This is a genomic window from Actinomadura mexicana (genome assembly GCF_900188105.1).
In the GTDB taxonomy this organism is placed as follows: Bacteria; Actinomycetota; Actinomycetes; order Streptosporangiales; family Streptosporangiaceae; genus Spirillospora; species Spirillospora mexicana.
Window position 1 is genome coordinate 403,837 of the sequence record NZ_FZNP01000008.1, and the last position, 22,550, is coordinate 426,386.

The 22,550-nt window shown below is 74.0% G+C and carries 21 protein-coding genes; 16 read left to right on the top strand and 5 right to left on the bottom strand.

The genetic code is table 11. From position 1 onward, the window contains the following. The first annotated feature begins 146 nt into the window (after positions 1–146). Both CHC11_RS22780 and CHC11_RS22785 read left to right on the top strand, forming a co-directional pair. Positions 147–1,475 carry a tannase/feruloyl esterase family alpha/beta hydrolase gene (locus CHC11_RS22780; protein ID WP_089313781.1) on the top strand — a complete coding sequence of 443 codons (1,329 nt, stop codon included), beginning with the start codon at positions 147–149 and terminating at the stop codon, positions 1,473–1,475. An 8-nt stretch (positions 1,476–1,483) separates the two neighbouring features. Further along, positions 1,484–2,485: an extracellular catalytic domain type 2 short-chain-length polyhydroxyalkanoate depolymerase gene (locus CHC11_RS22785; protein WP_089313782.1), complete on the top strand. Its 1,002-nt coding sequence runs from the start codon at positions 1,484–1,486 to the stop codon at positions 2,483–2,485. Positions 2,486–2,488: 3 nt separating this feature from the next. On the opposite strand, the gene CHC11_RS22790 is transcribed toward CHC11_RS22785, so the two are convergent. Further along, positions 2,489–3,517: a PHP domain-containing protein gene (locus CHC11_RS22790; RefSeq protein WP_218826201.1), complete on the bottom strand. Its 1,029-nt coding sequence runs from the start codon at positions 3,515–3,517 to the stop codon at positions 2,489–2,491. 84 nt (positions 3,518–3,601) lie between these two features. On the opposite strand from CHC11_RS22790, the gene CHC11_RS22795 reads away from it, so the two are divergent. The 10 genes from CHC11_RS22795 to CHC11_RS22840 all read left to right on the top strand — a co-directional run bounded on the left by CHC11_RS22795 (position 3,602) and on the right by CHC11_RS22840 (position 13,897). After that, on the top strand, positions 3,602–4,879 hold the full coding sequence (locus CHC11_RS22795) for a sensor histidine kinase (RefSeq protein WP_089313856.1): 1,278 nt from the start codon (positions 3,602–3,604) through the stop codon (positions 4,877–4,879). Continuing rightward, positions 4,876–5,541, top strand: a complete 666-nt coding sequence (locus tag CHC11_RS22800; protein WP_089313784.1) for a response regulator transcription factor — start codon at positions 4,876–4,878, stop codon at positions 5,539–5,541. Before CHC11_RS22795 ends, CHC11_RS22800 begins: the two co-directional genes overlap by 4 nt. A 151-nt stretch (positions 5,542–5,692) precedes the next feature. Further along, positions 5,693–6,640: an alpha/beta hydrolase gene (locus CHC11_RS22805; RefSeq protein ID WP_089313785.1), complete on the top strand. Its 948-nt coding sequence runs from the start codon at positions 5,693–5,695 to the stop codon at positions 6,638–6,640. After that, positions 6,633–7,823 (top strand): acyltransferase family protein, encoded by a 1,191-nt coding sequence (locus CHC11_RS22810; protein ID WP_089313786.1) that lies wholly within the window; start codon positions 6,633–6,635, stop codon positions 7,821–7,823. Before CHC11_RS22805 ends, CHC11_RS22810 begins: the two co-directional genes overlap by 8 nt. A gap of 59 nt (positions 7,824–7,882) precedes the next feature. Next, a complete protein-coding gene (locus CHC11_RS22815) occupies positions 7,883–8,908 on the top strand; it encodes an alpha/beta hydrolase (protein WP_089313787.1) in 1,026 nt (341 codons plus the stop codon). Between the two features lie 115 nt (positions 8,909–9,023). Then, the gene (locus tag CHC11_RS22820) at positions 9,024–10,151 is read left to right on the top strand and encodes a PucR family transcriptional regulator (RefSeq protein WP_425427339.1); all 1,128 of its coding nucleotides are present in this window, start codon (positions 9,024–9,026) and stop codon (positions 10,149–10,151) included. 157 nt (positions 10,152–10,308) lie between these two features. Further along, positions 10,309–11,238 (top strand): ACP S-malonyltransferase, encoded by a 930-nt coding sequence (locus CHC11_RS22825; RefSeq protein WP_089313789.1) that lies wholly within the window; start codon positions 10,309–10,311, stop codon positions 11,236–11,238. Then, the gene (locus CHC11_RS22830; RefSeq protein ID WP_089313790.1) at positions 11,235–12,203 is read left to right on the top strand and encodes a beta-ketoacyl-ACP synthase III; all 969 of its coding nucleotides are present in this window, start codon (positions 11,235–11,237) and stop codon (positions 12,201–12,203) included. The genes CHC11_RS22825 and CHC11_RS22830 overlap by 4 nt, the downstream gene beginning before the upstream one ends. Positions 12,204–12,259: 56 nt before the next feature. Then, positions 12,260–12,511, top strand: coding sequence for an acyl carrier protein (locus tag CHC11_RS22835; protein WP_089313791.1), 252 nt, complete (start codon positions 12,260–12,262; stop codon positions 12,509–12,511). A gap of 78 nt (positions 12,512–12,589) precedes the next feature. Beyond that, on the top strand, positions 12,590–13,897 hold the full coding sequence (locus CHC11_RS22840) for a beta-ketoacyl-[acyl-carrier-protein] synthase family protein (RefSeq protein WP_089313792.1): 1,308 nt from the start codon (positions 12,590–12,592) through the stop codon (positions 13,895–13,897). Between the two features lie 87 nt (positions 13,898–13,984). On the opposite strand, the gene CHC11_RS22845 is transcribed toward CHC11_RS22840, so the two are convergent. The 3 genes from CHC11_RS22845 to CHC11_RS22855 all read right to left on the bottom strand — a co-directional run bounded on the left by CHC11_RS22845 (position 13,985) and on the right by CHC11_RS22855 (position 16,573). After that, a complete protein-coding gene (locus CHC11_RS22845) occupies positions 13,985–15,142 on the bottom strand; it encodes a SpoIIE family protein phosphatase (protein WP_143227202.1) in 1,158 nt (385 codons plus the stop codon). Beyond that, positions 15,126–15,896, bottom strand: coding sequence for an alpha/beta fold hydrolase (locus CHC11_RS22850; protein WP_281258361.1), 771 nt, complete (start codon positions 15,894–15,896; stop codon positions 15,126–15,128). The genes CHC11_RS22845 and CHC11_RS22850 overlap by 17 nt, the downstream gene beginning before the upstream one ends. 182 nt (positions 15,897–16,078) lie before the next feature. Continuing rightward, the gene (locus CHC11_RS22855; protein WP_089313795.1) at positions 16,079–16,573 is read right to left on the bottom strand and encodes a DUF3145 domain-containing protein; all 495 of its coding nucleotides are present in this window, start codon (positions 16,571–16,573) and stop codon (positions 16,079–16,081) included. Between the two features lie 330 nt (positions 16,574–16,903). Between CHC11_RS22855 and CHC11_RS22860 the strand changes: the two genes are divergently transcribed. Genes CHC11_RS22860 through CHC11_RS22875 form a run of 4 tightly spaced genes read left to right on the top strand, consistent with a single transcriptional unit; the run spans position 16,904 to position 21,641 of the window. Beyond that, complete coding sequence (locus CHC11_RS22860) at positions 16,904–18,094, top strand: S8 family peptidase (RefSeq protein WP_089313796.1); 1,191 nt, start codon at positions 16,904–16,906, stop codon at positions 18,092–18,094. A gap of 33 nt (positions 18,095–18,127) precedes the next feature. After that, positions 18,128–18,652 (top strand): RNA polymerase sigma factor, encoded by a 525-nt coding sequence (locus CHC11_RS22865; protein WP_218826202.1) that lies wholly within the window; start codon positions 18,128–18,130, stop codon positions 18,650–18,652. After that, on the top strand, positions 18,649–19,095 hold the full coding sequence (locus CHC11_RS22870; RefSeq protein WP_089313797.1) for a hypothetical protein: 447 nt from the start codon (positions 18,649–18,651) through the stop codon (positions 19,093–19,095). Before CHC11_RS22865 ends, CHC11_RS22870 begins: the two co-directional genes overlap by 4 nt. Further along, positions 19,092–21,641, top strand: a complete 2,550-nt coding sequence (locus tag CHC11_RS22875; protein ID WP_245919603.1) for a CHAT domain-containing protein — start codon at positions 19,092–19,094, stop codon at positions 21,639–21,641. Before CHC11_RS22870 ends, CHC11_RS22875 begins: the two co-directional genes overlap by 4 nt. A 34-nt stretch (positions 21,642–21,675) precedes the next feature. Here CHC11_RS22875 and CHC11_RS22880 read toward each other — a convergent pair whose 3' ends face one another. Beyond that, on the bottom strand, positions 21,676–22,506 hold the full coding sequence (locus tag CHC11_RS22880) for a sulfurtransferase (RefSeq protein WP_245919605.1): 831 nt from the start codon (positions 22,504–22,506) through the stop codon (positions 21,676–21,678). Positions 22,507–22,550 lie beyond the last annotated feature (44 nt).

The following is a 22,550-nucleotide window of genomic DNA, read 5'->3' on the forward strand; positions in this document are numbered from 1 at the left end:
CCGGATACGGGTGTGAGCCACATCACGCGCAGGTCACGACCACGGGCACATGCCGGGTCGATCCGTTATGTGTGCGGGCCACGTGGCAGTGGTCACAACCGGCGCTCACCATGGCGGGCATCTGACGTCCGTCCCGAGGAGCCGGAATGCCCATCGTCCGTCCCGCCCTTACCGCCGGCGCCGTGGCCGGCGCCCTCGCCGCGGCCCTGGCCGTGCCCCTGGCCGTGCAGGCCGACGCGCGGCAGAACCCCGGCTGCGCGTCCGGGCTCGCGGTGCCGGGGGCGGAGAAGCAGGTGGCCGCCTGCCTCGACGACCTCACGACCGCGGGGACGGTCGGCTCGGGCCACACCGTCCCGGCCGACTGGGCCGGACTGCACGCCGCCGGGACGCGCAACCCGTCCGGGGTCCGGGGCGTCCAGCTGGACGGCTACTTCCCGGACACCTCGACGTTCAACACCAACCACGGCTGGAACCACGACGCGCAGTTCGTCATCCGCCTTCCCGAGCGCTGGAACGGCGGACTCGTCGTCGCGGGCCCGCCCGGCAACAGGCGGCAGTACGCCAACGACTTCACCATCTCCGACTGGGCGCTCGCCAAGGGCTACGCCTACGCCGCGACGGACAAGGGCAACAGCGGCACCGAGTTCTCCAAGGACGGCCGCCGCCCCGGCGACGCCGTCGTCGAATGGAACGACAGGGTGACGCAGCTCACGCGGGCCGCGAAGAAGGTCGTCGCGAAACGGTACGGGCGCGCCCCGCGCCGCACGTACGCGGCGGGCATCTCCAACGGCGGCTACCTGGTCCGCTGGCAGCTGGAGAACCGTCCGGAACTGTACGACGGCGGCATCGACGCCGAAGGCACGCTCTGGCGCACCGACGGCCCGAACCTGTTCACCTACCTTCCGCAGGTTCTGCGGGCCTACCCGTCCTACGCGGCCACGGGTGACCCGTCCGCCCACCAGGCACTCCTGGACGCGGGCCTGGCCCCCGGCTCGGAGTTCCTCTGGCCGTTCCACGACCAGGTCTATTGGGAGCTCACCCAGCGCATCTACCGCACAGAGTTCGACCCCGCCTACACGGGAGAGGAGGCCGGCTACGACTACGCCGCACGTCCGAAGAGCGTCCACCGTGCCGTCGCCCGGGTGGCCCTCACGGGCCGCATCCGCAAGCCCATGATCACCCTGCACGGCACCCACGACACCCTCCTGCCCATCACCACCGATTCCGACGTCTACGCGAACCTCGTTCGCGCCAAGGGAAGGGCGCCCTACCGCTACTACCGCCTGGAGGCCGCCAACCACGTCGACGGCCTCTACGACTCCTTCCCCGACCGCCTGCGCCCGCTCCTGCCCTGCATGCGCACGGCCTTCACGGCCCTGGAGTCCTGGACGCAGCACGGCACCACCCCACCGAAGAGCGCCACGCTCCCCCGCCCCACCTCGGGCGACACCGTCAACACCTGCTCCCTCAGCTAGGGGAAACCATGAAACTCACCCCGTTCACCGCTGCCGCCGCGCTCGCCTTAGCGACCGTCAGCGCGTCGCCCGCGTCCGCGGCCGCCGCCACGCTTCCCCGCCACTCGATCAGCGCCTCGTACGTCAGCGGCGTCTCGTCCGGCGGCTACATGGCCGACCAGCTCCACATCGCCTACTCCGGGACGTTCCGGGGCGCAGGCATCTTCACGGCCGGGCCCTACCACTGCGCGCGGGGCAACGTGACGACCGCGCAGCTCGCGTGCATGAACGACCTCTACGACGACAACCCCGCGGAGCTGGAGCGGACGGCCCGCGACCGGGCGGCGCGGGGAAGCGTCGATCCCGTGGGCAACCTGTCCGGGCATCCGGTGTGGATCTACCACGGCACGAACGACTCGACCGTGAAGCAGTCGGTGAACGACGACCTCGCCGGCTTCTACCGGGACTTCGGGTCCGCCGTCTCCTACAGCAGGACCTCGCCGTCCGGGCACGCCTGGGTGAGCCCGATCGGCCCCAACCCCTGCTCGGCCACCTACACCCCCTACATCAACAAGTGCGGTGACGACCCGCAGCGCTCGATGCTGGGGCACCTGTTCGGGTCCGTGGCCTCGCCCGCCTCCTCACCCGGCGGCACGCTCATGGAGTTCGACCAGAACGCCTACGCGCCGAGCGGGAGCGCCTCGTCCATCAGCATGGACGCGACGGGCTTCGCCTACATTCCGGCGAGCTGCCAGGCCGGGACGTGCAGGCTGATGGTGGCGCTGCACGGGTGCCAGCAGGGGCGGAGCGTCGTCGGGAAGGCGTTCGCGACGAAGACCTACCTCAACGAGTACGCCGACACCAACGGCATGATCGTCCTGTACCCGCAGGCCACCGCGTCCAGCTGGCTGGGCGGCAACCCGCAGGGCTGCTGGAACTGGTGGGGCTACGGCGGCGACACCGCCTACGACATGAAGGGCGGCAGGCAGATCGAGACCATCATGCGCATGGTCCACGCCCTCGGCGGCTGACCGTCAGCGTTTCGAGCGCGTCCAGGCGAGCAGGTCGTCGGCGGTGAGGGTGTTGACGACCTGCGACGCCGGCACCCCGCACCGGGCGGCCCGCTCGCAGCCGAACGGCTGCCAGTCGAGCTGTCCGGGCGCGTGGGCGTCGGAGTCGACGGAGAAGCGGCAGCCCGCCTCGACCGCCCGGCGCAGCAGGCGCTTCGGCGGATCGAGGCGCTCCGGGCGGGAGTTGATCTCGACGGCGACGTCGTAGGCGGCGCAGGCGTCGAAGACGAGCGCGGCGTCGAACTCCGACTCCGGGCGCAGGCCGCCGCGCTTGCCGCCGGCCTTCACGATGCGGCCGGTGCAGTGGCCGAGGACGTGCACGCGCGGGTTCGCCACCGCGGCGACCATCCGCTTGGTCATGGCGACGCGGTCCATGCGGAGCTTGGAGTGGACGCTGGCGACGACGACGTCGAGCCGGTCCAGGAGATCGGGCTCCTGGTCGAGGGCGCCGTCCTCCAGGATGTCGACCTCGATGCCGGTGAGGATGCGGAACGGCGCGAGGGAGGCGTTGAGTTCGGCGACCACGTCGAGCTGGCGGCGCAGACGGTCGGCGGACAGGCCGCCCGCGACCTTCAGGCGCGGCGAGTGGTCGGTGAGGGCGAGGTACTCGTGGCCGAGGGAACGGGCGGTCTCGGCCATCTCCAGGATCGGGGACCCGCCGTCCGACCAGTCGCTGTGGGTGTGCAGGTCGCCCTTCAGGGCCGAGCGGAGCGCGGCCGTGGCCTCGTCCAGCGGCTCCCCCTCGGTGGCCTCCAGGCGCCGCAGGTAGACGGGGGTCTCGCCGCGCAGCGCCTCCTCGACCACCAGGGCGGTGACCTTGCCGATGCCGGGCAGCGCGGTGAGCGTCCCGTCGCGGGCGCGGTCGGCCAGCTCGCCGGGGGCCGTCTGCTCCGCGCGGTCGGCGGCCGTGCGGAACGCCCGCACGCGGTAGGTCGGCTCATGGGCGCGCTCCAGCAGGAACGCGATGCGGCGCAGCGCTTCGACGGGCTCCACGCCTCGCACCGTACCCAGGTATGACCCCGCACGTCCCGCCACGGTGTCATCCGAGTGAGACCGGGACTCCCTAGCCTGGTGCTCATGGCCGGGGAGAACCTCACACTGCGCGGCGTCCTGCGGGACGTGCTGCTCGCCGCCGCCGTGACCGGCAGGGCGGACCCGGCTCCGCTGAACCGGCCGTGGCCCCTGCTGCTGCGCTGGACGCGGTACATCGGCGTGGGGCGGCTGCCGTACGGGCTGGTGGCGAACCTGTTCGGGCTGGCCCTCACCGTCGGGCTGGTCGCCGGGACGGTGTCGCTGCTGTCCACCGAGACGATGCGGCGCGGCCTGTACGTGTCCGACGGGACGAAGCTCTTCATCGCCGTGGCGGTGACGGCGCCGCTGGCGCTGCGCGACCGGCACCCCCTCGGCGCGTGGCGGCTGAGCTTCCTGGCGATGGCGCTGATCGACATCGACGGCTGGCTGACCGTCCCCTACGTCCCGGCGGGGGTGTTCGCGGCGATCGTGACCGTGTACACGGTCGCGGTGCGCTGCTCGCGCGACACCACGCTGGGCGTCGCGATCATCTCCTTCGCCGGAGTGTGGATCAAGGACCCGGAGACGGGAGCCGGGGCGTCGGTGCTGCTCCTGCTGCCGCTGGCGGTGGGCTACGCCGTCCGCGTCCGGCAGACGTCCCGGCGCGAGCTGGCCGAGCAGGAGAAGCGGCACCAGGACGCCGAGGCGGTGCTGACCGAGCGGCAGCGGATCGCGCGGGAGCTGCACGACGTCGTCGCGCACCACATGTCGATGATCGCCATCCAGGCGGAGGCCGCCCCCTACAAGGTCGAGACCGTCCCGGACGAGACGCGCCGCGACCTCGCCGAGATCCGCGCGACCGCGCTGGACGCGCTGACGGAGCTGCGCCGCATCCTCGGCGTGCTGCGCGCGGAGGACGGCGCCGAGACCGCCCCGCAGCCGAGCCTGGAGCGGCTGGACGAGCTCGTCGGCAACGCGCGCGGCGCCGGCCTGCACGTCGGGACGCGGCTGAGCGGCGACCTGGCGGGGCTGCCCCCCGGCGTGGGGCTCACCGCCTACCGGATCCTCCAGGAGGCGCTGAGCAACGCCATGCGGCACGCGCCCGGTTCCCACGTCGAGGTCGAAGTGTCCTGCGATGACGGCATAGTGTGGCTCGGCGTCGTCAACGGCCCGCCCGCGGGCGGGCGGGGGTCCGTTCCGCCGCTTCCGGGCGGCGGCCACGGGCTGCTCGGGATGCGGGAGCGGGCCGCCGCGCTGGGCGGCGAGCTGACCGCCCGCCCCACGTCCGAGGGAGGATTCACCGTGACCGCATCGCTGCCGGTGAAGGCGCGGGACGCGACGTGACGATACGGGTCGTGATCGTCGACGACCAGGGCATGGTGCGGACCGGTTTCGGCGTGCTGCTCAACGCCCAGCCCGACATCGAGGTCGCGGGCGAGGCCGCCGACGGCGCGGAGGGCCTGCGCCGCGTCGCCGAGCTGCGCCCCGACGTGGTGCTGATGGACGTCCGGATGCCGGTGATGGACGGCCTGGAGGCGACCCGCCGGCTCCTCGCGGACGCCGCGGACGGCGCCCCCAAGGTCCTCATGCTGGCGACCTTCGACCTGGACGACTACGTCTACGAGGCGCTGCGGGCGGGGGCCAGCGGGTTCCTGCTGAAGGACGCGTCCGCGACGGAGCTCGCCGAGGCGGTGCGGGTGGTGGCGGCGGGCGACGCGCTGCTCTCCCCGTCGGTCACGCGCCGGCTCATCGCGGAGTTCTCCCGGCTCGGCGGGCCGCGCGCGCCGTCCCGCAAGCGGCTGGAGGAGCTGACCGAGCGGGAGACCGAGGTACTCGGGCTGGTGGCGCGCGGCCTGTCCAACGGCGAGATCGCAGGGCGGCTCGTCGTCGCCGAGCAGACCGTCAAGACGCACTTCGGGCGGATCCTGATGAAGCTCGGGCTGCGCGACCGCCCGCAGGCCATCGTCTACGCCTACGAGGTGGGGCTGGTGCGGCCCGGCGACTGACGCCGTCCGCTTCCCGTCATACCGGGGGCGCACCCCGTCATACCGGGGGCGCACGGCACGGGACAGCACCGAGGGCCGATGTGCTCCAACACGTCTGATTTCTACCTTCCTGATCAGTGCTCCACTCCACTGAACAGGAAGGACGCGCCGGATGCCCAGCGTTCGCAGGACCGTCGCCGCCGTTTCGGTGCTGGCCGCGGCCGGCTCGACGGCCGCCGCCGGGCACGCCGAGGTGTACGCGCCGCCGGCCCCGGCGCCCGCACTGTCGGCGTCGGCACTGAACGCCCGCTACCAGGCGACCGGCCGGGACATCACGCGCGCCATGGCCGTCGCGGAGCGCGTCCGTGACGAGGGACGGACGCGGGCGCTGTCCGCCTTCCTGGGGCCGGACCGGCGGTTCCTGTCGTTCGACCCGCGAGGCGACGGGCGCGCTGTGGAGGTCCTGGGCGACCTGGAGCACGCCGACCGGATCGCGGTGGTCGTGCCCGGCGCCGACAACTCGCTCGCCAACTACGACTCGCCGAAGTTCGTCGGGGGCGGCAGCCGGGCGCTCTACCGGCAGGTCCGCGCCGCCGCTCCCGGTGCGCGGATCGCCGTCATCGCCTGGCTCGGCTACGACTCCCCCTCGACGCTGGGCACCGAGGCCCTGAGAAGCGGACGTGCGGAGAAGGGGGCGCGGGCTCTCGAGCGTCTCCTCGGCGGCGTGCACCGCGTGAACCGGCGTGCCCGGTTCGCCCTGCTCTGCCACAGCTACGGCTCGGTGGTCTGCGGCAAGGCCGCCCGGCGCCTGGCGCCCCTGCCGGTGGACGACATCGCCCTGTTCGGCAGTCCCGGCACCACCCTGCGCCACGTCTCCGACCTCAAGACGTCCGCGCGCGTCTGGGCGGGCCGGGCGAAGGGCGACTGGGTGCGGTACGTGCCCCACGTCCGCTTCGCCGGGCTGGGGTTCGGCGCCGATCCCGTCTCGCCCGGCTTCGGCGCCCTGCGGTTCGACGCCGGGACGGGCCCGCACAGCGGCTACCTGAAGCCCGGCTCCCTCGCGCTGCGCAATCTCGCCCTGATCGCCCTCGGCCGCGACGCGGAGGTCACCCATGCCTGAAGACCGGAGCCGTGGCGAGCACATCGACCGCGGCGAGGACGGGGACCGCGACCGGGCCGTGGACGCCCTGCGCGCCTTCGCGATCCTCGGCGTCGTCCTCGGCCACTGGCTCGTCACCGCGATCGTCGTGGCCGCCCCAGGCGGCCGGCTGCACGTCACCAGCCCGCTCAAGACCATGCCCGAGCTGGCGCCGCTCTCCTGGGTCCTGCAGACGCTCGCCGTGTTCTTCCTCGTCGGCGGCTACTCGGCGGCGAGGAGCCTGCGTCCCGGCGAGCCCTGGAGCCGCCGCCTGCGTCGGCGCCTGAGCCGCTTCGCCCGGCCCCTCCCGGCCCTGGCGATCGTCTGGATCCCGGTCGCCGCGGCCCTGTCGTGGGCCGGTCTTCCGGAGAGCGGCATCCGCGCACTGATCGGGCTGGTGGTGAGCCCGCTGTGGTTCCTCTGCGTCTACGTGGTGCTGACCGCGTTCACCCCGCTCATCGCGGCCGCCTGGAACCGGTTCGGGTTCGCGGGGGCGGCGCTCCTCATCGGCGCGACCGCCGGGATCGACCTCGGCCGCCTCGCCCTCGGCGCGCCCGGCTGGACGGGCTGGGCCACCGTCCTCACCGCCTGGCTCCTGCCGTTCTACCTCGGCGTCGGCTGGGCCGGCGGAGCGCTGCGGTCCCGCGGGGCCGGGCTCGCCCTGCTGGGCGGGGGCGCCGCGGCCACCGCGATGCTCGTCCTGCTCGCGGGGTACCCGGCGAGCATGGTCGGCGTCCCTGGCGCCGCGGTCTCCAACCTCAGCCCGCCGACGCTGGCGGCGGTCGCGTTCGGTCTCGCGCAGACGGGCCTCGCGACGCTGCTGCACGGCCCCCTCGCCCGCCGGACGCGACACGCCCGGGCCCGGTCGGCGATCGCGGCGGCCAACCGCTCCGCGATGAGCATCTATCTCTGGCACCAGACGGCGATGATCTTCGTCACCGTGGGGGCGCTGCTCGCGTTCGGTAACCTGAACGGGTTGCACACCGTTCCCGACCGGCCGGAATGGATCGCCGAGCGCTTCGCGTGGCTGGTCGCCTTCGGCGGCGCGCTCGCCGCCGGCGGGGCACTGGCCGCCGCCTTCCCGAGACCGCGGCGGCACGCGCGGGACGCCGCCCCCGGGAACCGGCCGGGTCCCCGGGCGTACTTCTCCAGAGGCGTCTCCTGATCCACCGGGGGGGTGAGCCGGGCCCAGGCCGAACGATCTTCGATGGTAGAAAGGCGACGATGCCGCCGCACCTCACGACGACCTCGCCGCGTCCCGCGCGACGGCGGGCCCGCCGCCTCCGGCGGGCCACCGCCGCCGCCGCGTCCATCGGGGCGGTGATGATGACGACCGCCGGAACGGGCCACGCCGACCCGTACGCGGCGCCCGTCGCGGTTCCCAGGATGGCGCCGTCGACGCTGGACGTCCGGTACGCCGCCGAGCGGCGCTCCATCGAAGCGGCCCTCAGGACGGCGGAGAAGGTCGGCGACACCGACCGGCGCAGGGCGCTCGGCGCCTTCCTCCAGCCCGGACGCCGCTTCCTCTACTTCGACCCGCGCGGCCGCGGGCGGGCCATCGAGGTCATCGGCGACCTCGCCCGGGCACGGCGCATCGCGGTGCTCGTCCCCGGCGCGGACACCACGCTCGCCGCGTTCGACAAGCGGGGCGGCAAACCCTGGTCGACGCCGGGCGGGGGCGCGCGCGCCGTCTACCGGCAGGCCCGCTCGCTGTCGCCCGAGCCCGGCCTGGCGGTCGTCGCCTGGCTCGGCTACGCGGCGCCCAAGACGTTCAGCGGCGACGTCCTCACCGCCGAGCGGGCCGCTGAGGGCGCCGTCCGGCTCCGCACGTTCATGAAGGGCGTCCACCAGGTCAACCCGGGCGCGCGCGTGGGCCTGCTCTGCCACAGCTACGGCTCGGTGGTCTGCGGCCGGGCCGCCTTGGGCGGTTCCAAGAGCGCCGCCTGGAGGCAGGTCACCGACATCGCCCTCTACGGCAGCCCGGGGACGACCGCCTGGTCGGCGTCCAGGCTGAGCGGGTCGGCCCGCGTCTGGGCGGGACGGGGCTCGACCGACTGGATGGAGGACGTCCCGCACGTGCGGTTCCTCGGGCTCGGGCTCGGTCCCGACCCGGTCTCCACCGGGTTCGGCGCCCGGGTCTTCGACGCCGGACACGGAGGCCACAGCGACTACCTCGCCCCCGGCTCCGCGCCACTGCGCAACCTCACCGACATCGCGCTCGGACGTGTCTCCGCGGTGACCCCCGACTGAGCCCGTTTACGCGCTTCCGGCAAGGACACCGCAGGTGTGGTGGCACCCTGGGAAGGTGAACACCGCGAACGAGGCCGAGATCCGCGAGCAGACCACCCAGCGCCTGGAGAAGGCGATGGGGACCTTCGGCACCGCGGCGCTGACCAGCATGGAGGAGCAGCTCCCCTGGTTCCGGCGCATGCCCGCCGACCAGCGCTCCTGGATCGGCCTCGTGGCGCAGGCCGGCATCGCCGCGTTCGTGGAGTGGTTCAAGAGCAACGAGCGGAGCCGCCCGGCCATCGCCGGCGAGGTGTTCGGCACCGCGCCCCGCGAGCTGCTGCGCTCCATCAAGCTCCAGCACACCATCGACATGATCCGCGTCATCATCGACGTGGTGGAGACGCGGCTGGACGAACTGGCCGCGCCCGGCGGCGAGTCCCAGCTGCGCGAGGCCATCCTGCGCTACACCCGGGACGTGGCGTTCGGCGCCGCCCAGGTCTACGCCCGCGCCGCCGAGACGCGCGCCGCCTGGGACGCCCGCCTGGAGGCCCTCGTCGTCAACGCCGTGCTGCGCGACGAGGTCGACGACGGCATGCACTCCTGGGCCGCCGCGCTCGGCTGGACGTCCAAGCCCGTCACCGTCATCGCCGGCTTCACCCCGGAGGACGAGGAGCCCGAGGTCACCATCGACCAGATGCAGCTGGCCGCGCGCCGCGCCCGCGCCGACGTGCTGGCCGGCGTCCAGGGGCACCGGGTCATCGTCATCGTGGGCGGCGACACCGACCCCATGGAGGCCGCCCGCCCGATCGCCGCCAAGTGCGGGCCCGGCCCGGTCGTCGTCGGCCCGCAGGTCGCCGACCTCTACGAGTCCACGATGTCCGCCCGCGCCGCCGTCGCCGGCCTGCGCGCCGCCGCCGGCTGGCCGGACGCGCCCCGTCCCGTCCCCGCCGCCGAGCTCCTCCCCGAGCGCGCCCTCGACGGCGACGACGAGGCGCGCCGCTACCTGGTGGAGAGTGTCTACAACCCGATGCTCGCCGCCGGCGCCCCGCTCCTGGACACGCTCACCACCTACCTCGAACAGGGCTCGTCCCTGGAGGCCACCGCCCGGCTCCTGTTCGTCCACCCCAACACCGTCCGCTACCGGCTCCGCCGCGTCGCGGAGCTGACCGGCCTGGCCCCCACCGACGGCCGCAACGCCTTCACCCTCCGGATCGCCCTGGTCCTCGGCCGATTCCACTCCCGCGCCGCCAGGACGACCGGGTAGTCAGGACGGCGGGCAGTGAGGAGCGTCGCACCGAGGGTCCCAGCCGGGGCTACAGGCGCCCACCAGGGTTTCTTGTAGGGGTCGTACAAACCGCCAAGACCAAACTTCGTCGTGATCGGCATCGTGGGCGCGGGCACTTGCAGGCAGGCTGGACGCTGTGATTCTCCTCGCATCGCCCGGCCAGGGCGCCCAGACCCCCGGCTTCCTGCAGCCATGGCTAGAGAAACCCGGTGTCGCCGACCGGTTCGCCTGGTGGTCGGCGGTCACGGGTCTGGACCTGGTCCGGTACGGGACGTCCGCGGACGCCGAGGAGATCCGTGACACCGCGGTCGCGCAGCCGCTGCTGGTCGCCGCCGCGATCGCCGCGTCCGAGTCCCTCTACGACGGCGCCCCGGGCGGGAGGACCGGGCCGGACGCCGTCGCCGGCCACAGCGTCGGCGAGCTCGCCGCCGCCGCGATCGCCGGGGTGCTGAGCCCCGAGGCCGCGCTGGTCCTGGTCCGGGAGCGGGGCCGGGCGATGGCCGAGGCCGCCGCCGTCACCGAGACCGGCATGACGGCCGTGCTCGGCGGCGAGGCCGACGAGGTGCTCGCCGCGATCGACAAGCACGGCCTCACCCCCGCCAACGTCAACGGCGCAGGCCAGATCGTCGCCGCCGGGACGACCGAGCGGCTCGCGAAGTTCGCCGACGAGCCGCCCCCCAAGGCGCGCCTGCGGCCGCTGTCGGTCGCGGGGGCCTTCCACACCGAGCACATGGAGCCCGCCGTCGGCGTCCTGCGCCGCCTCGCGGCCGGCGTGCCCGTCGCCGACCCGCGCTCGAAGCTGCTCCAGAACCGCGACGGCGCCGTCGTCGAGAGCGGCCGCGACTTCGTCGCCCGGCTCGTCGAGCAGGTCAGCGCCCCCGTCCGCTGGGACGCGTGCATGGCGACCATGCGCGAGCTCGGCGTCACCGGGATCATCGAGCTGCCGCCCGCCGGGACGCTCACCGGCCTGGCCCGGCGCGAGCTGAAGGGCATCGAGCTGGTCGCCCTCAAGACCCCCGCCGATCTGGACAAGGCCCGCGAGCTGATCGAGGCGGACGCGTCATGACCACCGCGCTCACCATCCCCGAGGCGGCGCCCGGCGCCCGCATCCTGGCCTTCGGCGACTACCGCCCCGCCCGCATCGTCACCAACGACGACCTCGCGCGGACCGTCGACACCAACGACGAGTGGATCCGCAGCCGCGTCGGGATCACCGAGCGGCGCATCGCCGGCGACGACGAGGGCATCGTCGAGCTCGGCGCGCACGCCGCCGGCAAGGCGCTGGCGGGCAGCGGCCTCGCCCCCTCCGACATCGACCTGGTGATCCTCGCGACCTGCTCCGCGGAGACGCCGATGCCGGGCCACGCCGCGCAGATCGCGCACCGCCTCGGCATCGAGGCGCCCGGCGCGTTCGACCTCAACGCCGCCTGCGCCGGCTTCTGCTACGCGCTCGCCACCGCCAGCGCCGCCGTCCGGGCCGGCAGCGCCCGCAACGCGCTGGTCATCGGCGCCGAGAAGATGTCCCAGTGGATCGACTGGACCGACCGCTCCACCTGCATCATCTTCGCCGACGGTGCGGGCGCGGCGGTCGTCACGGCCAGCGAGACCCCCGGCATCGGCCCCGTCGTGTGGGGCAGCGCCGGCGACAAGTACGACAAGATCATCATCGATGACCGCAACTCGTTCATCCGGCAGGAGGGGCAGGCGGTGTTCCGCTGGGCCACCACCGCCATCGCGCCGATCGCGATCCAGGCGTGCGAGCGGGCCGGGATCAAGCCCGAAGAGCTGGCCGCGGTCGTCCCGCACCAGGCCAACCTGCGGATCATCGAGGCCATCGCCCGCAAGGTGAAGGCGTCCAACGCCGTCGTGGCCGACGACATCAAGCAGTCCGGCAACACCTCGGGCGCCTCGATCCCGCTGGCGCTGTCCCGAATGATCGAGCGCGGCGACGTGCCGTCCGGTGCCCCGGCCCTGCTGGTCGGATTCGGTGCCGGGCTGTCCTACGCTGCCCAAGTCATCCAGATCCCGTAGGCCGTCACGCCTGCTCGCAGGCTCTGGACCAACCCACCGAAGGAGAACCCAGGAACATGAAAGTCGCCACCGAACAGGAGATTCTGGACGGCCTCGCCGAGATCATCGATGAGATCGTCGGCATCGACAAGTCCGAGGTGACCCCGGAGAAGAACTTCATCGACGACCTCGACATCGACTCGCTGTCGATGGTGGAGATCGCGGTGGCCGCCCAGGACAAGTTCGGCGTCGAGATCCCCGACGACGAGCTGCGCAACCTGAAGACGGTCAAGGACGTCATCAACTTCGTCCAGAACCTGCAGAGCTGAGCCGCGGGAGGGCGCGCCGCCACCCGGGAGGCGGCGCGCCCTTCCTCCTCCCCTCACAGTCCGCAAGGAGCACGCACTATGAGCAAGAGCCAGACCAGGGTCGTGGTGACCGGTCTCGGTGCAACGACCCCACTCGGCGGCGACATGCCGTCGACCTGGTCCGCCCTGCTCGCCGGCGAGTCCGGTATCCGCAAGCTGGACTGGGAGGGGGTCGAGGATCTGCCGGTCCGGTTCGCCGCGACGTTGAAGGTCGACCCGTCCGAGGTGATGCCGAAGCAGAACCTGCGCCGGCTCGACCGCAACCAGGCGATCGCCCTGATCGCCGCGCGCGAGGCGTGGACGTCCGCCGGGTTCGCCGCGGCGACGGGGGGCAAGCCCCAGAAGGGCATGGACCGCGCCGGCGTCGACGGCGGCTTCACCGTCGACGGGGAGCGCCTCGGCGTGGTGCTGTCCAGCGGCATCGGCGGCCTGCACACCGCCCTCAACAGCTACGACGTCTTCCGCGAGAAGGGCTGGTCGCGGGTCTCGCCCTTCACCGTCCCGATGCTGATGCCGAACGGCGCCTCCGGGCACGTCGGCATCGAGTTCGGCGCGATGGCGGGCTCGCACGCCCTGGTCAGCGCCTGCGCGTCCAGCGGCGAGGCCGTCGGGTACGCCATCGACATGATCCGCGCGGGCCGCGCCGACGTGGTGATCTGCGGTGGCACCGAGTCGTGCATACACCCCCTGCAGATGGCCTCGTTCGGGGCGATGCGGGCGATGTCGACCCGCAACGAGGAGCCGGCGCGCGCGTCCCGGCCCTACGACAAGAACCGCGACGGCTTCGTGCTCGGCGAGGGCGCCGCCGTGATGATCCTCGAATCGGAGGAGCACGCCCGCGCGCGGGGGGCGAACATCCACGGCATCGCGGCCGGCTGCGGCTACTCCGGCGACGCCTACGACATCGTGCTGCCCGACCCGTCCGGCGCCGGTCAGGCCAAGGCGATGCAGCGGGCCCTCAAGGACGCGGGACTGGAACCCGGCGACCTCGTCCACATCAACGCGCACGCGACCTCCACACCCGCCGGCGACGTCGCGGAGCTCGCCTCCATCAAGGCGGGGCTCGGCGAGGAGGCCGCGCGCCAGGTGGTCGTCACCGCGACCAAGTCGATGACCGGGCACCTGCTCGGCGGCGCCGGCGCCCTTGAGTCGATCTTCACGGTCCTCGCGCTCAAGGAGGGCCTCGTCCCGTTCGTGGCCAACCTGGAGGACCTCGACGACGAGGTCGACCTCGACATCGCGCGGGACGAGCCGCGCAAGCTCCCGGACGGCCCGGCCGCGGCGCTCAACAACTCGTTCGGATTCGGCGGCCACAACGTGTCGGTCGCCTTCCAGCGCGCTCTCTGACCGTCCTCGTGCAGCGGCCCGGCCGGGTTCCCCCCCGCCGGGCCGTTCGCGCGTGCGCAGGTCCCCCGCGCGTGCGCGCCCGTCCCGTCACGGGACCCTGAGGGTGACGAGCGCGATGTCGTCGCGCGGCACGCCGTACTGGAAACCGAGGACGCGGTCGACGATGCGGCCGGTGATGGCCTCGGCGTCGAGGGCGCGCACGTCGGACAGCAGGCCGGCGAGCCGGTCCTCACCGAAGAACTCCCGGCCGCGGCGCGCCTCGCTGACGCCGTCGGTGAAGAAGAGGACGGCGTCGCCGGACCGCAGCTCCACGGCCTCGTCGGCCAGCACCACGTCGTCGAGCAGGCCGAGCAGGTCGCCGGGGCGGCCGATGGTCCGCACCTCACCGGCGGGGGTGGCCAGAAGCGGTGCGGGATGCCCGCCGAGCGAGACGGTCAGAAGCGGCCCGCCGCCGGGGCCGCACTCGATGCCGGCGAAGACGGCGGTACAGAACCGTTCCGCGCCATGGCTCAGCAGGGACGAGTTCAGCTTCCGGAGGACGTCGGCGGGCGACTCGGCCTCCGTGGCGACCGCCCGCACCGTGTACCGCGCCAGGCTCGTCACCACCGCGGCCCCGACCCCCTTGCCGCGCACGTCCCCCAGCACCAGCCCCCACCGGGCGGGAGAGATCTCGAACAGGTCGTAGAAGTCCCCTCCCACCTCGTCGCCGGCCCCGGCCGGGCGGTAGGCGCCGCCCACCTCCAGGCCGGGCACGGACGGCAGCGCGGGTGGGATGAAGCTGCTCTGGAGGGTCTCGGCGAGCTGCCGGGCGCGCGCCTCCGACTCCCGCGCGCGCCGATGGGCGTGCAGGAGCTCCCGCTCGTACTCCCGGCGGTCGGTGGCGCGGAAGACGCAGACCCGGACCGCGGCGGGCCCGCCCGGCTCCTCCGGGCGCAGCGTCGAGTTGACCAGCACGGGCAGCCGCTCGCCGTCGGCGCACCTCAGGTCGACCGCGATCTCGCGGACCTCGCCCTGCATGGTCAGCAGCGGCTGGACGTGCGTCTCGTAGTAGATCCGGTCCCCGACGGGGAGCAGCCCCTGGAAGCGCGTGCCGTCCAGCAGCTCTTCGGCGCGGTAGCCCGTCCAGTCCAGGAACGTCCGGTTGACCCTGGTGATCGTGCCGGGAGGACGCAAAGACAGGTAGCCGCACGGCGCGTGCTCGTAGAGGTCCCGCAGGCGGGCGAGTTCGTCATCCGTGCCGGACATCGGGGCCACCCGGGCCCTTCTCCAGAAAGGTCCTGATCGCCGCGATCGTCTCCTCGGGCGCGCTCAGGATGGGGCAGTGCCCGGTCGCCCGCAGCCGCACCAGCTCGCTTCCGGGGATGGAGCGGTGCACGTAGTCCCCCACCGCCTCCGGGGCGATGATGTCCTCCGAGCACTGCAGGAGAAGTGCCGGGACGCTCAGCCCGGGCAGGTCGGCCCGGTTGTCGGACAGGAAGGTCACGCGTGCGAACTGCCGCGCGATGTCGGGGTCGGTACGGCAGAAGGCATTGGTCAGCTCCCGGCCCAGCTCGGGCCGTTCCGGATTCCCCATGATCAGCGGCGCCATCTGGCTGGACCAGCCGAGGTAGTTGCTCTCCAGCGACTCCAGGAGCTCGGCGATGTCGGCGCCGGTGAACCCGCCGACGTAGTCCCCCTCGTCGACGTAGCGGGGAGAGGGGCCGACCAGCACGAGGCGGGCGAAGCGATGCGGCTCCCGATTGGCCGCCAGCACCCCGATCATCGCGCTGACGGAGTGCCCGACGAAGATCACATCGTGCAGGTCCAGTTCATGGACGATGTCCAGCACGTCCTCGGCGTAGGCGTCCAGGGCGCCGTACCGTTCGGCCGAGTAGGCCGCCAGATCCGAGTTCCCCATCCCGACGTGGTCGAAGAGGATGACCCGGTAGTCGGGCTCGAAGGCCGGCGCGGTGAGCCGCCACATCGCCTGGTCGCAGCCGAACCCGTGCGCGAACATCATGGGCTGCTCTGACCGTTGTCCCAGGTCATGAACATTATTGCGGGTCAGAACGGTCATTTTTCCAGCCTGCCCCGGGGTCCGCGCCTCCACACCTCCCGGGTCGGCCGACGGCGGGCATGACCGCCTTACCGCAGCGGAGCGTGCGAGTTGCGGGACGGGCACGCTCCGCGTCGGCCGGTCCGTCAGACGGCGGCGTGCAGCCAGCGGACGGGGGCGCCGTCGCCGGCCCTGCGGAAGGGCTCCAGCTCGTTGTCCCACGGCGTGCCGAGCAGCCGGTCGAGCTCCTGCTCCAGGGCGGTCTTGCCGACGGCGGCGTTCGCCATCACCGCGCGGAGCCGGTCCTCGGGGATCATGATGTCGCCGCTGGCGCCGATGACCCCGGTGAACACCCCGAGGGTCGGGGTGAAGCTGAAGCGGACGCCGTCGGTTCCGGGCGTCGGATCCTCGGTGGCCTCGAACCGCACCAGTTTCCAGTTGCGCAGCGCGGAGGTGATGCCCGCGGCGGTACCGGGCTTCCCCTCCCAATGCAGCTCGGCGCGCAGCGTTCCGGGCGCGGCCGGCTGATCTGCCCACTCAAGGGAAACGGGCACCCCGAGAACACCTGCGGCGGCCCACTCGATGTGCGGGCTCAGCGCAGGTGGCGCGGAGTGGACGTAAAAAACGCCACGTGCGGTCACCGGACCTCCTGGATCTGTACCGAGGCTCGTCTTCCCCTACGGCCTCGTACGTCCCAAGTCGGCGTCCGCGTCCCTCATTGTGCATCATCGGCCGGAGTCGCACCACCGCGAGTTCGCAGTTTGTTGAACGCTTGAACACAGGATGCACATCGTTCACCCGGCGCCTCCGGCAAGATCCACTATTGCGAAGGAAGGAGAGGTGTGCGCCCGCCGCGGAGTGAGACTCGTCACGGAGCCGTCATCGGCCCGCGTTCCGCCCGTTTCCCGGCACGGAGCGTCATCATTCCGGCACGATGAGCGAAAGGGTCGGTTCGGCGGAGGCGATGCTCGATGTTCGATCAACAGGCGCGGCTGGACCGGGTGCTGGCGCGGCACTCGGACGCGGTCGTGGTGGAGCCGCTGCCGGGACGGCCGGCACTGATCCGCCGGGACCAGCTCCTGGTCGCGGGGCGGGACGCCGGCGCCGCCGAGTCGCTGGTGCGGCGCTGGTACGACTCGCGCCACGACGAGGGCGGCGTCACGCGGCTGCGGCTGCGCGCCCCCGCCAAGGTCGACGTGTGCGAGCTGGCGTCCGCCCTCGGGAGCGCGGACCGGCGGCACCGCCGGCTGAGCGCGGCGCCGAACCACCTCGTCCTCGGCCAGCCGATGTGGTGGAGCGGGCCCGCCGACCTGCCCCGCCCGGCCCCTCCCCTGCCCGCGCCGGAGGGCGGCCCGGTCCGGCGGCACGTGACGGTCGCGATCCTGGACACCGGCCTGTCGCCGCACCCCTGGTACGAGGGCGAGGAGTGGTACCACGGGCAGCGCGACGAGGCGGCCGAGGTCCTGGACGCCGATCTGGACTTCGCGCTGGACGCGCAGGCGGGGCACGGCACGTTCATCGCGGGCGTCGTGCTGTCCCAGGCCCCGTCCGCCGCGCTGCGGGCCCGCCGCGTCATCGACGGCCACGGGATCGGCGACGAGCTTGACGTGATCCGGGCACTGGAGTGGCTCGCCGCCTGGGGCCGCGCCGACATCGTCAACATCTCGCTCGGCTGCCACACCTACGACGACCGCCCCTCACCGGTCCTCTCCCAGGCGATCGCCGCGCTCGGCCGCCGCACGGTCGTCGTGGCGTGCGCGGGGAACACGGCGACGGACCGCCCGTTCTGGCCCGCCGCGATGAAGCCGGTCATCGGCGTCGCCGCCCTGGACGGCGACGACCGGGCCTGGTTCTCCAACCACGGATGGTGGGTGGACGCGTGCGCGCAGGGCGTTGGCGTCGCCAGTGCCTTCGTCCGGTTCGACGGCCCCCGCTCCGCGGTGAACGGTGCCGATCCCGACCGTTTCGACGGCTATGCGACATGGAGCGGGACGTCGTTCGCGACGCCCGTCGTGGCGGGGCGGATCGCCGCCCTCGCGGCGGAGGAGGACGTCGGCGCGGCCGAGGCGGCCGACCGCGTGCTCGATCCCGCGCGGCACCCGGTACTCCCCGGCCTCGGCACCGAAGTGCACACCGCGTCATCGGTCGATGCCTTAGGGTGAAAGGGGAGCGGGGGGCCTCGGGAGGAGACTTCGGTGGCCCGTAGGGACGATACGGACGAACTGGTGGTACGGGCACGCGACGGCGACGGTGACGCGTGGGCCCGGCTGGTCGAGCGGCACAGCGGGCTGCTGTGGTCGATCGCCCGCTCGTACGGGTTGAACGACGCCGACGCGGGCGACGCCGTCCAGACCACGTGGCTGCGGCTGGTGGAGCGGATCGACGAGATCCGCGAGCCCGCCGCGGCGGCGTGCTGGCTGGCCACGACGGCGCGCCACGAGAGCCTGCGGCTGGCGCGCCGGCGCGGCCGTACGCTTCCGTCGGTGCCGGCGCCGCGCGAGCCGGAGCCCGACCCCGCGCGGGTGGTCGCGGCGCGCGAGCGGCTCGGCATGGTCGGCGCCGCTCTGGAGAGGCTGCCCCTGCGCTGCCGGACGCTGCTGCGGCTGTTCGCGCTCGCGCCGAGCCACGCCGAGCTGGCCGCCGCCCTCGGGATCCCCGTCGGCAGCGTCGGCCCGACCCGGGCGCGCTGCCTGGAGTCGCTGCGGAGGCTCGTCCCGTGAACGACGACGAGCTGATGGCGGGGGTCCGCGAGACGTTCCGGATCCTCGACCCGGTGCCGGCCGCCGTCCTCGCGGCGGCCCGCGCGTCGATCGCGTGGCGGGCGCCGGCCGCGCGGCTGGCGGAGCTGGAGCACGACCGGGGCGACCGCGCGGCGGGGGTTCGGGGCGGACCGGCCCGGACGCTGACGTTCACCTGCCCGGACGCGACGGTCGAGATCGAGGTGGCGCCGGACGGCCGGCTCCGGGAGATCCACGGGCGGCTCGTCCCGTCCGCGGCGGCGCTCGTCGAGGTCCGGCACCGCGACCTGCCGCCGGGCGGGATCACGGCGCGCACGGAGCCGGCGGGGATGTTCTGGCTGCCGCGCGTGCCGGCCGGGCTGGTGAGCCTGATCCTGCGGCTGGACGACGGCACCTCGATCGTCACGAGCTGGATCCGGCTGTGACCGGGCGGGACGAGCGCGTCCTGCTGCGGATGGCGGCGCAGGATCCCGCGACCGCCTTCACGCGGGCGCTCGCGCTGCTGGAGGACGGCGGCGGGATCCTGCCGCTGCGCGTGGCCGGTCTGGCCGCCAAGGAGCTGGGAAGGCTGGAGGAAGGGCTCGCCTACCTCCGTCGCGCCCTGGAACTGGCCTCCGGGTCCGACCCGTATGCGGCGGCGCAGGTGCGGATGAATCTCGTCGGGCTGCTCACGGCGAGCGGTGACGTCACCGAGGCGCTCGCCCACGCGCGGCGAGCGGAGACCGTCCTGCGCGGGCCCGACGCCGACCGTCTGGCCGCGAACAAGGCGGGCGCTCTGGCACGGGCCGGGCGTCTGGAGGAGGCGCACGAGGTCGCCGTGCAGGCATTGCCCCGGTTACGTGCAGGGCAGGATCCGGCGGCGCTCAACGGTCTGCTCACCAACCTCGGCCTGGCGCGGGTGTTCCGCGGTGACTACGACGGCGCGGAGGAGGCGCTGGCCGAGGCCGTCGCCGTCGGCGAGGCCGCCGGGTTACGCCACCAGACGGCCATGGCGAAGGGGAACCTGGCTTTCACGGTGTCGCGGCGTGGGGACGTCCCGCGGGCGCTCCGCCTCTTCGCGGAGGCCGAGCAGGGCCTGACCGGTGAGCGCCTGGCGCAGTGCCGGTTCGACCAGGCGGAGACGCTCATCATGGCCGGCCTGCCGGGTGAGGCGCGTCCCGTCCTCACCGCCGCCCTGGACGCGGCCACGGCGAACGGGTACCGATGCGACACGGCGGACGGCTACCTGCTCCTCGCCCACGCCGAGCTGGCCGACGGCAACGCGGAGGATGCCACGGTGGCGGCGGAGCGGGCCCGCACGACGTTCACCGAGCAGCAGCGCCCCGGATGGGCGCTTCTCGCCGAGCATGTGCTGCTCAAGGCCCGGTGGGCGTCGGGTGAACGATCCGCCGTCCTGCTCCGTTCGGCGACGGCCGCGGCGGACCGGCTGGAGGGCGGCGGCTGGGCGGACGCCGCCGACGAGGCCCGTATCGTCGCCGCGCGCGTGGCGCTGTCGCTGGGCCGCCCGGCAGGCCACCTGCTGGCCTCCGTCCGGCGGACGAGCGGGCCGGCCTCGGGCAGGATCGCCGCCTGGCACGCGACAGCCCTCGAACACTCCTCCCGGAACGCCCGCAAGGGCGCGGTGGCGGCGGTCAGGGCCGGGCTGGAGGTGACCGAGGAGCATGCGGAGGTCCTGGACGCGCTCGACCTGCGCGCCCGCGCCGCGGGACTCGCCGCGGAGCTTGCGGAGCTCGGCCTCCGCCTGTCGGGGTCGGCGCGGGAGCTGCTGGCCGTGGAGGAGCGGCGGCGGGCGATCGCGCGGCCGGTCCGCGTCCGCCCGCCGAAGGATCCCGAGCGCGCCGCGGCGCTGACCGCGCTGCGCGCCCTCAGCGTCGACCGCACGGCCGACACCGCCCGCGGCGGGACCCCGCCCGTCCCGCGGGCCGACCCGGCCGCGCGGGAGGCGGACCTGACCGCGCTGGAGGCGAAGATCCGCGAGCGGACGCGCCGCCGCCCGTCCGGCGCCTCCCCGGGCCGCCCGGCCGCGGCCGGCTCGATCGCCGCCGCGGTCGCCGCCGCGCTCGGCGACCGCGCCCTCGTCGAGCTGATCGCGATCGGCGACGAGCTGCACGCCGTCACCGTCGCGGGCGGCCGCACCCGCCGCCACCGCCTCGGCGCCGGCGACGAGGCGCGCCGCGAGACCGGCCTGCTCCGCTTCGCCGCCTGCCGCCTCGCCGAGGACGGCGGGCCGCCGGCGCCGTCCGCACTCACGGGCGCGGCCGAACGCCTCGACCGCCTCCTGCTCGCCCCGCTGCGCCCCGTCCTGGGCGACCGCGAACTGGTCATCGCCCCGACGGGGGTCCTGCACGGGCTGCCCTGGGCGGCGCTCCCGTCCCTGGCGGAGCGCCCGTTCACGGTGGTCCCGTCCGCCGGAGCCTGGCTCCACGCCCGGACGCGCGCCCCCTCCGGCGGGCACGCCGTCCTGGTGGCGGGTCCCGATCTCCTGCACGCCGGCCGTGAGATCGCCGCCCTCCGCCGCCTCCACCCCGGCGCCACCGTCCTGGACGGCCGGGACGCCCGCGCCGAACCCGTCCGCGACGCCCTGGAAGGGGCCGCCGTCGCCCACATCGCCGCCCACGGCGAGTTCCACCAGGGCAACGCCCTCTTCTCCCGGCTGCGCCTGGCCGACGGCCCCCTCATGGTCCACGACCTGGACGAGCTGGCCGATCCACCGCACCTGATCGTCCTGTCCGCGTGCGACATCGGCCGCGCCGACGAGGGGGACGCCGTCCTCGGCATGGCCGGTGCCCTGCTGGCCCTGGGCACCGCCACCGTGATCGCCAGCGTCCTGCCCGTCCGGGACGACGCGACCCCGGCCTTCATGACCGCCTTCCACACGGCGCTGGCGGCCGGGAAGACCCCCTCGCGGGCGTTGGCCGCCACCACCCGGGGCCCGGCCACGACCGGTTTCCTGGCCATGGGCGCCGGCTGACGCCGGTGGCGGGTCAGCCGTCGCCGGTGGCGGGTCAGCCGTCGCCGGTGGCGACCGGGTTGCCGGGGTCGGCCACCCAGTTCGACCAGGACCCCACGTAGAGGGCGGCGGGGATGCCGGCGAGATGGAGGGCGAGGATCTCGTGGGCGCCGGTGACGCCCGAGCCGCAGTAGGCGCCGACGTCGAGGGCGTCGGTGGCGCCGAGCTGCGCGAACCTCTCGCGCAGCAGTTCGGGCGGCAGGAACCGGCCGTCGACACCGACGTTGCCGGAGGTGGGAGCGTTCCGGGCGCCCGGGATGTGCCCGGCGACGGGGTCCACGGGCTCCTGCTCGCCCCGGTAGCGCTCGGCGGCGCGGGCGTCCAGCAGCACGCCCGCCCGGGCCAGCTCCGCGGCGCCCTCGGCGTCCAGGACGGGCAGGCGGCCGGGAGCGGCGACGAAGTCGCCCGGCCCGGCCTCGGGTTCGGCGGTGCTCACCGCGTGACCGGCCTCCGTCCAGGCGCGGTAGCCCCCGTCCAGGACGCGGACGCGGTCATGCCCGAAGTAGCGAAGCGACCACCACACCCGGGCGGCGGCCGTGGAGTCGGCGTCGTCGTAGACCACGACCAGGCTGCCGGCCGAGACCCCGGCGCGGCGCATCGCCGCCTCGAAGGCGGCGGAGCCCGGCAGGGGGTGCCGGCCGCCGGCGCCGGGCGGCCCGGCCACGTCGCGTTCGAGGTCGACGAACACGGCGCCGGGCAGGTGCCCCTTGCGGTAGGACTCGATCCCCGGCGGCCCCGCCAGATGCCATCGGACGTCCAGCAGGACCACGTTCGCCCGCCGTCGGAGCAGCCGGTCCAGCGCGGGCACTTCGATGAGAGGGTGCACATCGCCAGTTTGGCCGCCGTTGCCCCGATTAGGGAGGGGCGATT